Annotated in this window: 13 protein-coding genes; 5 read left to right on the top strand and 8 right to left on the bottom strand. The window is 58.2% G+C overall.

Annotation, left to right across the window (positions count from 1 at the left end):
* Positions 1-15: 15 nt before the first annotated feature.
* Positions 16-480: a hypothetical protein gene (locus EDB94_RS06445; protein WP_108017818.1), complete on the top strand. Its 465-nt coding sequence runs from the start codon at positions 16-18 to the stop codon at positions 478-480.
* Positions 481-503: 23 nt separating this feature from the next.
* The gene (locus EDB94_RS06450) at positions 504-2,426 is read left to right on the top strand and encodes an alkaline phosphatase D family protein (protein ID WP_108017949.1); all 1,923 of its coding nucleotides are present in this window, start codon (positions 504-506) and stop codon (positions 2,424-2,426) included.
* Here the strand turns inward: EDB94_RS06450 and EDB94_RS06455 are convergent, their stop codons facing one another.
* From EDB94_RS06455 to EDB94_RS06475, 5 genes are all read right to left on the bottom strand, one after another.
* Positions 2,427-3,785 carry a TrpB-like pyridoxal phosphate-dependent enzyme gene (locus EDB94_RS06455; protein WP_108017819.1) on the bottom strand — a complete coding sequence of 453 codons (1,359 nt, stop codon included), beginning with the start codon at positions 3,783-3,785 and terminating at the stop codon, positions 2,427-2,429. It lies immediately after the preceding gene.
* Between the two features lie 38 nt (positions 3,786-3,823).
* Positions 3,824-5,899, bottom strand: a complete 2,076-nt coding sequence (locus tag EDB94_RS06460) for a TonB-dependent receptor (RefSeq protein ID WP_108017820.1) — start codon at positions 5,897-5,899, stop codon at positions 3,824-3,826.
* Between the two features lie 101 nt (positions 5,900-6,000).
* Positions 6,001-6,738, bottom strand: a complete 738-nt coding sequence (locus tag EDB94_RS06465) for an LrgB family protein (RefSeq protein WP_014578190.1) — start codon at positions 6,736-6,738, stop codon at positions 6,001-6,003.
* On the bottom strand, positions 6,731-7,111 hold the full coding sequence (locus EDB94_RS06470) for a CidA/LrgA family protein (protein WP_014578191.1): 381 nt from the start codon (positions 7,109-7,111) through the stop codon (positions 6,731-6,733). Before EDB94_RS06470 ends, EDB94_RS06465 begins: the two co-directional genes overlap by 8 nt.
* Before the next feature lie 15 nt (positions 7,112-7,126).
* Positions 7,127-8,011, bottom strand: a complete 885-nt coding sequence (locus tag EDB94_RS06475) for a bile acid:sodium symporter family protein (protein ID WP_041645550.1) — start codon at positions 8,009-8,011, stop codon at positions 7,127-7,129.
* Positions 8,012-8,227: 216 nt separating this feature from the next.
* Between EDB94_RS06475 and EDB94_RS06480 the strand changes: the two genes are divergently transcribed.
* Complete coding sequence (locus EDB94_RS06480) at positions 8,228-9,697, top strand: wax ester/triacylglycerol synthase family O-acyltransferase (RefSeq protein ID WP_014578193.1); 1,470 nt, start codon at positions 8,228-8,230, stop codon at positions 9,695-9,697.
* A 12-nt stretch (positions 9,698-9,709) separates the two neighbouring features.
* Here the strand turns inward: EDB94_RS06480 and EDB94_RS06485 are convergent, their stop codons facing one another.
* Positions 9,710-10,336 (bottom strand): TetR family transcriptional regulator, encoded by a 627-nt coding sequence (locus tag EDB94_RS06485; RefSeq protein WP_014578194.1) that lies wholly within the window; start codon positions 10,334-10,336, stop codon positions 9,710-9,712.
* 196 nt (positions 10,337-10,532) lie between these two features.
* Here EDB94_RS06485 and EDB94_RS06490 point away from each other — a divergent pair, with 196 nt between their 5' ends.
* Positions 10,533-11,636 (top strand): ferredoxin reductase, encoded by a 1,104-nt coding sequence (locus EDB94_RS06490; RefSeq protein ID WP_260312520.1) that lies wholly within the window; start codon positions 10,533-10,535, stop codon positions 11,634-11,636.
* Positions 11,637-11,690: 54 nt separating this feature from the next.
* On the top strand, positions 11,691-12,764 hold the full coding sequence (locus EDB94_RS06495) for an acyl-CoA desaturase (RefSeq protein WP_108017822.1): 1,074 nt from the start codon (positions 11,691-11,693) through the stop codon (positions 12,762-12,764).
* Positions 12,765-12,807: 43 nt separating this feature from the next.
* Here the strand turns inward: EDB94_RS06495 and EDB94_RS06500 are convergent, their stop codons facing one another.
* Together EDB94_RS06500 and EDB94_RS06505 are read right to left on the bottom strand one after the other, a co-directional pair.
* Positions 12,808-13,245, bottom strand: coding sequence for an Rrf2 family transcriptional regulator (locus EDB94_RS06500; protein WP_014578197.1), 438 nt, complete (start codon positions 13,243-13,245; stop codon positions 12,808-12,810).
* 28 nt (positions 13,246-13,273) lie between these two features.
* A complete protein-coding gene (locus EDB94_RS06505; RefSeq protein WP_108017823.1) occupies positions 13,274-13,666 on the bottom strand; it encodes a YbaN family protein in 393 nt (130 codons plus the stop codon).
* Between the last annotated feature and the right edge of the window lie 14 nt (positions 13,667-13,680).

Genomic DNA, 13,680 nt, shown 5'->3' on the forward strand with positions numbered 1-13,680 from the left:
ACTAAGGAGATTACTATGAAGACGATCATAGCGCTTGCGCTGGCCGGCGGCATGATTTCCGCTCCCGCAGCGATGGCAATGGGCTCTTTTGAGGATGCTGAACGTATTCTTAAGGCGGGCAGCGACTATGGCATCACCCAGTTCCGAAGTCTCGAATTTGAGTATGAAGGCTATGACGATATAGAACTGGAAGGTTGGGTCGACAACGATTGGTATGTTGAGCTGGACATGAACGACGATGGCTCTATAGAACGAGAGCAGCGTCGCAAGCACGCCGGAGAGCCTTCCGGACTGACTGCGGAAGAGGTCCGCAACTACCTGAAGGCAGCACAGGCAGAAGGAATGGACAGGCTCGAGGAGCTCAAGGTCAGTTCCCGGGGCTATATTGAAGTGGAAGGTAATGACCCTTCCGGCCAGGAACTCGAAATTGATTTTCGCGTCGGCGACCTGACGCCGGTCAGGATTGAACGGGATGACTAAAATTGACTGACGGGCACGCAGCCATGAAACCAACAACGCCGGGGCCGGTCCTAGCCGGCCCGGTCTTGCGACATGCAGCACCGGACTCACTGGTGCTGTGGCTGGTAACCAGTGAGCCGGCAGAGTTTGCCGTTCAGGTGTTCCATGACACCCAGACGCTTCTGAACCGGCCGCTAGCCGATTCAGAGGTGATCCGGCTGCGAATGGGTACCCGAGCCTGGCTGAACCTGCTGACCATTACGCCTGAGGCTACTCTCCCACAGGACACCCGGCTGGAATACGACCTGGGGCTCACCACCGACGGCTCAGAGGCTTGCCAATGGATCCGGACGTGGGCTCCACATCTCTGCCCCGAGGGCCGGGAGAGGCCAGGCTTTACCCTGAAATCCAGGCTGGACCGAATACTCCACGGCTCTTGCCGAAAACCCCACCACCCCTCTCCTGACGGGCTGGTTCGAGTGGATGAAGAACTGCAGAAGGCACAGAAGCTTGAGGACGTTCCGTCTCTGCTCCTGATGACCGGCGACCAGGTTTACGCCGATGATGTGGCCGGCCCTATGCTGCATGCCATCCAGTGTGTCATTCACCAACTGGGCCTTTACCAGGAGGTACTGGAAGGCGCCTCGCTGTCGCACAGCAAGGAACTGACTTCGGTGGCGAATGCCTATTACCACCGGGATGAACTGCTGCCGGAATCCGAATTCAATGAAGACCTGACCGAGCGTTTCTTCGGTGGCGTTCGCAAGCCGGTGTTCACCACCGCCAATGCCGGCAATCACCTGATTTCCTTTGCCGAGGTGATGGCCATGTATCTGCTGGTCTGGTCCCCGGAGCCCTGGGCTTTTGTGACCAGTGCCGAGCCGGTCGATGAGCCGGACGAGCTGGCGCGCTATCGGAAAGAACAGGCCGCCATCAACGAGTTCCGCAAGAGCCTTCCGCAGGCAGCGCGGGCCATGGCCAACGTGCCCGTCTATATGATCTTTGACGATCATGACGTGACGGACGACTGGAATCTCTCCGCGCTCTGGGAAACCACCGCTTACGAACACCCCTTTTCCCGACGCATTATTGGCAATGCCCTGCTGGGCTATCTTTTGTGCCAGGGCTGGGGCAACCAGCCTGGCAATTTCGGGCAGCTTATCGAACAGTGTCACAGGCTGTTCGAGTCCAGCAACGGGCAACACGAGCTGGATACGGCCATTAAGGATGATCTGATCGACCAGCTGTTCCACTTTCAACACTGGCACTACAGCCTGCCAACATCACCCAGACTGGTGGTGCTGGACACCCGCACCCATCGCTGGCGGAGTGAAATCCGGCGCAGTCACCCCTCCGGACTGATGGACTGGGAATCACTGACCGATTTTCAACACGAAATCATGGGCGAGGATGCCGTCGTGGTGGTTTCGCCGGCGCCGATGTTCGGGGTAAAGCTCATCGAGATGATCCAGCGGGTGTTTACCTTCTTTGGCAAGCCGCTGTTGGTGGATGCTGAAAACTGGATGGCGCATCGGGGCGCGGCCAGTGTGCTACTGAATATTTTCGGCCACCCCCGAACGCCCCGACACTTCGTGATTCTCTCAGGCGATGTTCACTATTCGTTTGCCTACGATGTGAGGGTGCGCCACAAACAGAACGGCCCCCGCGTCTGGCAGATCACCAGTAGCGGCATCAAGAACGAATTCCCCAACGCCCTGCTAGAATGGCTGGACCGGCTCAATCGCTGGCTGTTCGCACCCTGGTCGCCCCTCAACTGGTTCACCAAGAGACGGCGTATGTGGATTTCCCCCAGGCTACCCGAGGGCCGGGAGGCCGGCGAGCGGCTGTGGAACGGCGCGGGCATCGGAGACGTGCGACTGGATGACGAGGGCGCACCCACCGCCATCCGACAACTGGATGCCGGCGGCGGGGGTACGATTTTCAAACAGCGGGCTAAAGACGACTGATCAGGCGTTGACCGAGGGCAGCCCGGACAGGGCCATGGCCAGTTCCTGTTCGTCGTATTCATGGTCGCTCAGTTCACCGGCGAAGTAGGAGGTGTAGGCCGCCATATCAAAATGGCCATGACCGCAGAGGTTGAACAGGATCACCTCTTCCTTGCCTTCCCGCTTGCAGCGCAGGGCCTCATCAATGGCGCCCTTGACCGCATGGTTGGCTTCCGGAGCCGGGACAATACCCTCGTTCCTGGCGAACAGGACACCCGCCTCGAAGCACTCACGCTGGGTGTAAGACACCGCATCGAACAGCCCTAACTCTTTGGCGTGGGACACCAGCGGTGCCATACCGTGATACCTCAAACCACCAGCGTGGAATCCCGGCGGTGTAAACCCGGAGCCCAGAGTGTGCATCTTGGTGAGCGGGGTCATGTGGGCGGTATCGCCGTAATCGTAGGCGTATTTGCCCCGGGTCAGCGTGGGACAGGCCGAGGGCTCTACCGCCACAATCCGGGATTTCTCGCCGCCTCTCAGGGCGTGCCCCATAAACGGGAAAGCAATTCCTGCAAAGTTGGAACCACCGCCAGTACAACCCACGATCACATCGGGCCAGCAGTCCGCCATTTCCATCTGCTGCATGGCTTCCAGGCCAATGATGCTCTGGTGCAGCAAGACATGATTGAGCACCGAACCCAGGGCATACTTCGTGTTCGGGTCCTGGACCGCCAGTTCCACCGCTTCGGAGATGGCAATACCCAGGCTGCCAGTGTGGTCCGGCGTCTCAGCCAGCACCTTGCGGCCGAACTCGGTCAGTTCCGAAGGCGAGGCCACACATTTGGCGCCGTAGGTTTCCATGACCGCCCGGCGATACGGTTTCTGGTTGTAGGAAACCCTAACCTGGAACACCGTAACGTCGATATCGAACAGAGAGCCGGCAAAGGACAGCGATGTGCCCCACTGCCCTGCACCGGTTTCGGTGGTGAGAGTGCGGATGCCCGCTTCGCGGTTGTAGAACGCCTGCGGAATCGCGGTGTTCGGCTTGTGGCTGCCGGCCGGGCTCACGCCTTCGTATTTGTAGAAAATCTTTGCCGGCGTGCCGAGGGCCTTCTCGAGGCGATGGGCCCGATAAAGCGGCGCCGGACGCCAGAGGTTGTAGACATCACGCACCGGCTCAGGAATCTCTATTTCCCGTTCGGTGGTCACTTCCTGTTCGATCAGCGCCATCGGAAACAACGGTTCCAGATCCGATGGGCCCACCGGCTGCTGGGTACCCGGGTGCAAGACGGCCGGCAGCGGCTCGGGGAGGTCCGCCTGCAGGTTGTACCAGTATTTCGGCATCTGGCTTTCTTCGAGAAGGAACTTGGTTTGCATGAATTAAAAATCCCTACTGTTTGTGTTGTTATCGCCCCTCAGAATACCCATTCCAGGCCCGCATAAAAAGTTCTTCCCGGGGCGGGTTCGAAATAGCCCCGATCTTCCACCGGGCGGTTCGCATTGGCGTTTATCCGCACGTTACTGAAGTAGTCCTGATCCAGCAGATTGCGGATCCCGGCATACAGGTTCAGGGTCTGATCCGCCATGCGCACTGAATCGCCGGCACGTATACCGACCAGCCAATAGTCACTCACCAGGGTCTGGTTGCTGTTTTCGGCGTAGAACTCGCCCACATACTGCCACTCCAGAGCCGCGAAACGACCGGCTGCACCGCGCCACTCCAGCTCGCTCACCCAGAGCTGCTCCGGCAGACCTGGAATAGCGTTGCCGCTGGCGTCGTTGCCCTGCTCATCCACAAAGTCCCTTAGCTCGTAATCCGCCAGGGTCAGCGCGCTGGTTACCCGCCAGGCGTACGAAAGGTCCCAGGCCAGACCGAGTTCAAAGCCATTGCGACGGGTTTCACCGGCGTTTTCGTAGAAGGTCTGATCGCCCATGTTAAAGGGCAGGATCTCGTCCTCCACCCGGATTGAGAACAGGGCCATGTCATAGCTGAGGCCACGGCCAAGCATGCCGCGCATACCCAGCTCGCGATTCAATGCCTGCTGCGGCTCCAGCTCGGGATTGAAGCCGCCGCCATTCGGATTGGCAAACTCGGTAAAGGTGGGTGACTCGAACGCCGTACCGAGGGTGGCATATACCTGGTGCGCCGGTGCCAGTTTGTAGCTGATACCGGCAACGCCACTGTATTCCCGGAAAGTCCGGTTGCCCGAATCATCGTTACCGTCTTGCAGCCAGTCGTCGTCAATGGCCAGACGCAACCGGTCGAACCGCACGCCAAGGGAGACGTTGAGTGCGTCGCTCAGCGCCAGGTCGCCCTGGCCAAACACCGCCACATTGGTAGCACTCTGGTTTTCCGCCTGGGTCTGGCCGGTGATATCGCCATCGATAGACACCGAATAGCGGCGCCGGTCGTCGGACTGATGGTGAACATCCAGGCCGGTAACCCACACCAGCGGCAATCCGGCCAGAGTCGATTCCTGCTGGTACTGGGAACTGATGCCGTAAAAGTGCCGGTCGTAGGCTATGCGGCTGCTTCCGGGAAACGGCAACTGCTGTGCGAAATCCCGGTGAGTGTAGAAGGTATCGAGGGTGAGTTGGCCGGGAAGGACGCCCGAGTCTTCAAATCTTACACCCAGGGTCTGCTGGTTCACGGTCTGGCTACTGTCCAGCCTCTTGGCCAATGCGGTGGCCTGCTCCGGATCTTCTTCGGCCTGGGCCAGGGTGAGCCCACCCGGATCTTCGGATTTGGGGTTATGGAGCGCGTTGAATGTGGCGGTTACCCGCCGTCCAGAATCCAGATCCCGTGCCACACGGGCGTTGAACAGGGCTTTCTCTGCCTTGCTCTGTTCCCGGTGGCCATCAAGAGTTAGCCAGGAAAGCGTTGCTATACCGCTGGTATCACCATCAACGCCATTTCCCTGTATCGCGGCCTTGCGATAGTCGTCACTGCCGCCATCGAGCCGCAGCCGACCGCCCTGGGGCAACTCATCACCCAACGCCGTGGAAATATCGATCACACCACCCGCGGCATTCCCATACTGAACGGAGGCAGGCCCCCGAATGACCTCGATTCGCTGGGCGGAATCCAGATCAATGGCATCGATCTGGGACTGACCATCGGGCAGCGTGTAGGGGATGCCATCCACCTGTATCCGGATACCCCGAATACCGAAGGGCGCTCTGGCGCCAAATCCGCGAGTAGACAATCTTAGATTCTGGGCGAAATTGTAGCGGTTCTGAAAGAACAGGCCCGGGACAGTGTTGAGTGATTCATCCAGTTGCAGGCGCTGCTGGCCCTCACGGATATCGGGTGCGTTGATAACAGAGACCGCCGCGGGCGTTTCGTACAGATCCCGAACCAGTCTTGGTGACGTTACTTGAAGCACTAGCTCCTCATCGTTGTCCAATGACGACTGTGCAATCGCTGGAAGCGAGCTCGACATCCACACCGGTGACAGAACAAGCACTGCCAGGTAGTTATTCCTGCTCAAGGGGCCTCCTCAGGGTTCGCTTATCAAGGGTTCTCTTGATAACGGGTACGCCAGCGATGGGGAAATGGAGTTATCCCATTGAATCCATCGGAAGAGCCGGCTCAGGCGGGGATCCAGGCTTCAAGCAGATCGACCAGCCAGGGCACGAGCAAGGCGGTAGCGAAGGCGGAAAGCGCCATCGCAAGCCCGGAAAAAGCACCCATCTGCGAACTTACCTGAAACGCCCGGGCGGTCCCGATACCGTGTGCTGCAACACCCATGGCAATGCCCCTGGCGGTGTCATCACGAACCCGGATCCACTCAAAGAGCTTGGTGCCCAGAACGGCGCCGGTGATGCCCGTGATAACAACCAATACGGCGGTCAGCGACGGAAGGCCGCCAATTTTTTCGGAAATCCCCATGGCCACCGGCGCCGTTGCCGATTTCGGTGCCAGGGACATCTGGATCTCCGTGGAGCCGCCCAGAAGACGGGCCAGGCCAATGGAGCTGCCAGCGGCGATCACCACGCCGCAAAAGAGCGAAATGGTCACCGGCAACCACAGCTGTCTAAGCCTGGAAAACTGCTGATACAGGGGGACGGCCAACGCCACCGTGGCCGGCCCCAGCAGAAAGTGAACAAACTGGCCGCCTTCAAAATAATCGCTGTAGGAGGTGCCTGTTGCCAGCAGCAGGATAATGAGCATGGCGACGGACGTGACCACCGGGTTGGCCAGAGGGTTGGAGTTGGTTTTCAGATACAGCCGGTAGGCCAGGCCATAGGCCACCAGGGTGATCGTGAGCCCCAATAGCGGTGATGCGGAGAGATATACCCAGATGTCTTGCAGGCCCGGCTCATTCATCGCCACCCTCCTTTTCAGCAAGCGGCTTGGCAAACCAGCGGGTGGTCACCTGCATAATCAGGGCGGTGGCGACCATAGTAATTACCGTGCTCAACAATAGCGCCAGGGTTATCGGAAGCCACTCGTCGGCGATGCGGCCAAAGTGCGCCATCATGCCCACGCCAGCGGGAACAAACAGAAGCGAGAGATGACTGAGCAAGGCCGTGGACGCCTGATCGACAGACTCCGGCGCCTTGCCCCGTATCATCAAAGTTACGAACAGCATCACCATGCCAAGTACGGGCCCGGGGATGGGAACACCGAGCAATCGAACTGTAACCTCCCCTACCAACTGGTAGACAAGCAGAAGGGTAATGCCGTTCAGGAACTGCATAACGCAGGACTCCAGTCAGTTTTTGCTCTGTACCGTCGAAATGGGAATGATGCTTCGACCATACATGGCGAGAACAAAGCCGATGGGGAACATCAGCACCCCGTATACCGCAGCCGGGATCGACATGGCGCTGGATTCCAGCAGAGTCAGGGTGACCATGAGGGCAATGGTGCCGTTCTTTACACCCAACTCCACCGCCACTGCCAGGGATTCCCGCTGGGTCAGACCCGCCACCCGGCCGGCCGCCAGACCAAGACCAATACCGGCCAGATTCAGCAGGATGGTTGCCGGCCCCGCCTGCTTCAGGAGCTCCCAGATCTGGTCGCGAACCCCGTACACCAGCGCCACGATCAGCACCGCCAGCACAATGCCACCGAAGATACTCACAATGCCCTCTGCCTTGCGGGCAACTTCCGGCTTACGGGTGCGAACCACCATCCCGATAGCGACCGGGAAGAGCACGATGCCAATCAGCATGCCCACGGTTTTCCAGACCGGCAGCACAATGTCTTCCTCGGTTCCCATGTAGTGCTGAAGGGCAATATTGGTAAACAGCGGCAGGGTGAGAATGGTGATCAGGCTGGCGCTGACGGTCAGTACTATGGACAGGGCAATGTTCCCCCGCGAGAGCAGCACAAACAGATTCGAGGTGGTGCCTCCAGGGCAGGCGGCGATGATCACCAGTCCGACCGCTATGGCCGGCGGAACCGCCAGCAACGTGGCCAAAATGAAGGCGATGAGCGGCATGACAAGAATCTGGGCAATGGTGCCGACGATCATCCCTTTCGGATACACCGCCACCTGGCGGAAGTCTCGTATCGTCAGGGTCATGCCGATACCGATCATGATGATGAACAGAGCAATCGGCAGTCCTGCCGAGATAAGCGGGCTGGATTCCACAACGCCTCCGGATGTTTTTGTTTTTACTGCAACCAACCGATGAAAAGTAGCACACACTCGCCTCTTTCGGGAGACTAAAACGGCAAAGGTTTGAGGTGATAAGGCACTGCAGAACCGGGGAACTTTATGACCTGAAACATCGTGTCACGAAGCAGTTGCAAGTATACTTGCATGAGATAACTAAAATACCTGAATACTGGTGGAGACGCACAAGGAATGAAACGCCTGGGAACGCTGGATGCCTCTTGGCTGGCCGTAGAATCTGAAGACACCCCCATGCATGTGGGCAACCTGCAGATCTTTTCGCTACCGGAGGGCGCCCCTGAAACCTTCCTCCGGGACATGGTGACCCGCATGAAGGAAACCGGCGATGTCGCGCCCCCCTGGGGTTTAAAGCTTGCCTGGTCCGGACTGTTGGGTCGGGTACTGGCGCCGGGCTGGAAAGTCGACAAGAAAATCGATCTGGATTACCACGTGCGTCACTCGGCACTGCCGCGCCCCGGCGGTGAACGGGAACTGGGCATATTGGTATCGCGCCTGCACTCCAACCCCCTGGACTTTGCCCGCCCACTCTGGGAATGCCACGTTATCGAGGGCCTCGAGAATAACCGTTTTGCGCTCTACACCAAGATGCATCATTCCATGATTGATGGCATCAGTGGTGTACGCCTGATGCAACGGGTACTGACAACCGATCCCGACAAACGGGACATGCCGCCACCCTGGTCGGTTCGGCCGGAGCGCCGTCGCGGCAGCAAATCCGATTCCGAGGCCAGCGTGCCCGGCGCGGTCTCACAGGCCATGGAGGCACTGAAACTGCAAGCGGATATGGCGCCACGTCTGTTGCAAGCGGGCAACAGGCTGGTGCATTCGGTCCGTCACCCCGAGGATGGTCTCACGGCACCGTTTACCGGGCCCGTGTCCAAGATCAATCACCGGGTTACCGGCCAGCGCCGGTTTGCCACCCAGCATTATCAGCTCGACAGGATCAAGGAGCTTGCCCACGTTTCCGGCGCTTCCCTCAACGATATCGTTCTGTACCTGTGCGGAACTGCCCTCAGGCGTTTTCTGCTGGAACAGAATGAACTGCCGGACGCTCCCCTCACAGCCGGCATACCGGTTAACATCCGGCCGTCCGATGACGAAGGGACAGGCACCCAGATCAGTTTCATGATCTCTTCGCTTGCGACCGACGAAGCCGATCCGCTGACCCGCCTGCAAAACATCAAGGCATCAACGAGAAGGGCCAAAGAGCATTTGCAGAAGCTGCCCAAAAGCGCGCTCACCCAGTACACCATGCTCCTGATGTCGCCTTATATACTGCAGCTGATGTCCGGCCTTGGCGGTCGCATGCGGCCGGTATTTAACGTCACGATTTCCAATGTGCCGGGCCCCCAGAGAACGCTCTACTACGAGGGCGCGAAACTGGAAGCCATGTACCCTGTCTCGCTGATTACTCACGGTGGCGCTTTGAACATCACCTGCCTGAGCTATGACGGCTCACTGAACTTCGGCTATACGGGCTGCAGGGATACCCTGCCAAGCATGCAGAGACTTGCGGTTTACACGGGTGAAGCACTGGACGAACTGGAAAGCCTGATTCTTCCGCCAAAGGCCAAACCGAAAGCTGCGGCCAAGCCCAGTGCGCCGCGCAAACAGCCGACGAAAAAGAGTAAAGCGGACTGATACAACGGACAATCAGCCCGCGCTTTGCCAGTGGGCGGCGCCCACGAAAATCAGTTGCAGGAAGCGGGTGGTCCGCTTCCTGATCTGCTCGATCTGATAGTCGTCGTCGGCGGATACGCCGAGCAGATCAGTCAGGCTGAAGGCGACACTGCGCACCACCAGATCACAGGTCATGTCCAGATCCTGATCGGTCAGATGGTCCACCAGCCTCAACCTGCGCAGATCATTGGCAAGCTCACTGGCAAAGAAACGCATCTCGCTCCGGATACCTTCCTGCACCGCCCTGCTCTCACCGGCCAGCCCCTGGGCCATGAACAGAAAGAAACTCCGGTTGGCCTGCGCGTGGCTGATAAAGATGGCCACCGACTCTTCAATCAGTTTGTCCGCCTGCAACACATTCGCCCGGGCTTCTCGCATCATCCTGCGTAGCACCAGGCCCAGCTCATCCACAAGCTGCAACCCCAGATCGTCCATATTGCGGAAATGCCGGTAAAACGAGGTGGGCACCACGCCTGCCTGACGTGTCACCTCCCGGATACCAAGACTGGCGAAATGCCGGCCCTTGCCTACCAGGGTTAACGCCGCGGTCATCAGTTTCTCGCGGGTTTCACCGGGCTTTCTTCGCTGTTTTTCCGCCATCCTGTACCCATACCGCCTGCCGTTAGCCAATGGTTCACAAGTGTACACATCCCAAAAAATAAAAGTACAGAATGCTTGTCATTTTGAGCCATTACGAGCTCAGCCGTTGTCTGCTGACGCAGTCGTGTGTACATTCGTACACATTAGTGAACACTTGTACACACGGACAACAGAAAGCCTCAGGGAGGCAATGACCATGTTAGCGAAACAGACCCAGCAAAAAGCCCTTCACTGGCTCGGCAGGCAGCTATTCAACCGGGATGACCCGGAAGCGTTTTTTGACCCACTGCTGGAACGCATCAACCCCATGTGGGTACAAGAGTACACACCGGCCAGAGTGGAGCAGATCCTTCCTGAAACCGGGGACACCAAGACACTGGTTCTGAAACCGGCCAGGCGCTGGTCGGGCTTCCGCGCGGGCCAGCATGTGAACATCTGTGTTGAAGTGGATGGAATACGCCGAAACCGCACGTTCAGCCTCTCGAGCTCACCCCTGCTCTGGCAGGAACAGGGACTGGTCACGCTGACCATCAAACGCCTTCCCGGCGGCCTGGTGACCAACTGGCTTCACGATCACCTGCAAACTGGTGCGGTAATCGGTCTGGGCGAGGCCTTTGGTGATTTTCTGATACCAGAACCGGTCCGGCCGGTGCTGTTCATTGCCGGTGGCAGCGGCATCACGCCAGTGTTGAGCCAGCTTGAGACCATGGCGGCCCTGAGTTACCGGGCACCGGTGACACTGCTGTATTTCGTCAGAACCCGCGATGACGTTATCGCCCGGGAGAAACTGTTGGCCCTGAAGGCACGCTATAGCGCCCTCACGCTTAATATCATCGCCACCAACGAGTCCAGGGAACCCCGCTACCTGCGTGGCCAGGATCTGGATGCAGTGCCGGGCATCAAGGCTCGGCAGGTCTATCTCTGCGGCCCCAAAGGCCTGATGGATCTGGCCCAGGACCTCCTCTCCGAGAGAGGCTTTGCTGACGCGGATATCCACAGCACGTTCTTTTCCGTGCCAAGTGCCAACCTTGGAAACGAAACGCTCGGTGGTGAGGTTCAGTTTGAGAGCAGCCAGATGATGGTCGGTTCCGAGGGCGATGCCACCCTGCTGGAAATCGCCGAAGCCGCCGGACTGACCCCGCGCCACGGATGCCGCATGGGCATCTGCCACCAGTGCAGTTGCCGGAAAACCACGGGTACCGTCATCAACCGTCTGACCGGCCAAACTTCCGGCCCCGGCGAGGAGACTGTCCAACTTTGTATCTCCGTTCCCCGCGGCCCGGTCTCACTCGACCTTTAATAACCCACATCCGATTTTATTGCGGGGTAAGAGTGCACCGCAGGGAGTATGACCATGAAAAAGATGACCGAAGCGCAACTCGCAGAACTTGAAACAGATCTGAACGCGATCCGGGAGGAGGTTCTGGCGGACCTCGGAGAACGGGACGCACGTTACATCCGGAGAATGATCCGGCTGCACCGGAGTCTCGAAGCCGGTGGCCGGATCATGATGCCATTCGGCTTCCTTCCGCCGGTGTTCGTTGCTGCCACGGCAACCCTGGGCATTGCCAAGATCCTGGAAAATATGGAGATCGGCCACAATGTCATGCACGGCCAGTATGACTGGATGAACGACCCGAGCCTGCATTCCCAGACCTACGAGTGGGATACGGTCTGCACAGGTGACTCCTGGCGCCGCACCCATAACTATGAACATCACACCTACACCAACATCATCGGCAAGGACCGTGACTACGGCTACGCCGTCTTACGACTGACCGATGACGAGCCCTGGAAACCCTGGCACACGCTGCAGTTCATCAATTACATTCTGCTTAGCGTGTTCTTCCAATGGGGCGTGGGCCTGCACGAACTCGAAACCGAGAAGCTGCGAAGCCGGGAAATAAGCTGGCGGGAAAAACTGCCGTTCCTGAAGCAATTCGCCCGCAAGGGTGGCCGCCAGGCCTTCAAGGATTACGTGTTCTTTCCGCTGCTCACCTTGCCGGTGGCGCCTGTTGTTCTGGCGGGAAATGTTGGCGCCAACCTGATCCGTAACCTCTGGTCATCCACCGTGATTTTCTGCGGCCATTTCACACAGGATGCGGAAACCTTTACCGAAGAGGAGTGTGAGGGCGAGAGCAAAGGCCACTGGTATCTGCGCCAACTCACCGGGTCTTCAAACTTCACCGGTGGTCGTTGGTTGCACATCCTGAGTGGGCACCTCAGTTACCAGGTAGAGCACCACGTGTTTCCTGACCTGCCTGCCCACCGATATCCGGAAATTTCCGCGAAGGTGCAGGAAGTGTGTCAAAAGCACGGCATACACTACAACACAGGTAGTTTTGCCAGTCAGTATGGAACAGTCATCAAGAGAATATTGAGGCATTCCCTGCCCGGAAAGATGGCTGGGCTTGCCAGAGCTGCCTGACCGGGTCGAGCCGGCCAGGCAAGCGAAGGGGGACCTGGCCGGTTCAGGCTATCTGAAGCAATCTCAAAAGCTGGGGTCTGTGCTGTTCCTGAATGACGTCGGCAAGCGTGTACTTGTCGAGCACCTCCAGAAACGCTTTCAACGCTTCCCCAAACATTGATTTGAGACCGCACACCGGCGTTATCTTGCACGCATTCTTGGAGGAGAAGCACTCCACGATGCTCAGATCCTGCTCGGTTTCCCGCACCAGGATGCCGATGCTGATATCCGAGGGCGAACGATGCAGACGCATGCCACCTTTTTTGCCACGGATAGTCTCTATATAGCCTTTTTTGTTCAACTGGTGCACCACCTTCATAAGGTGGTTTTTGGAGATATCATAACTGTCGGCGATTTCCTGTATGGTCGCCAGACGATCACCCTGTACTGCCAGATAAATCAGTACTCGAAGTGAATAATCCGTGTAACGGGTGATGTGCATTCAAAGCTCCAGTCGTTATGACAATCGTTCAGTAAGAAGGGCGGGTCACCAGGTAACATGCGGTGCCGCATAAAAACACGCCAGAAATCCCCAGCACCAAACCGGAAGCGCCCAACACAAACAGCATGCCCCAACTGAGCGCCATCATGCTGCACGCCAACACCTTTGCCCTTGCCGGCACCGCCCTGCGTGTGCGCCACTGATCAATGGCCGGCCCAAACCTCGGGTGATCTTCAAGCCACTGGGCAAAGGCTGGCGATCCCTTGCTGGCAAAAAAGGCGGCCAACAGGACAAAGATCGTCGTGGGCATAAGCGGCAAAACCACCCCGGCAAATGCCAGACCGATTGATATATACGCAAGAATGCGAAATCCGGTTTTCCCGATACGATCGCCCATCGCGGGGTTCTCACCAAGGTTCATAACTGCATCTATTC

The sequence above is a fragment of the Marinobacter sp. 3-2 genome (assembly GCF_003751355.1).
Taxonomy (GTDB): Bacteria; Pseudomonadota; Gammaproteobacteria; order Pseudomonadales; family Oleiphilaceae; genus Marinobacter; species Marinobacter adhaerens.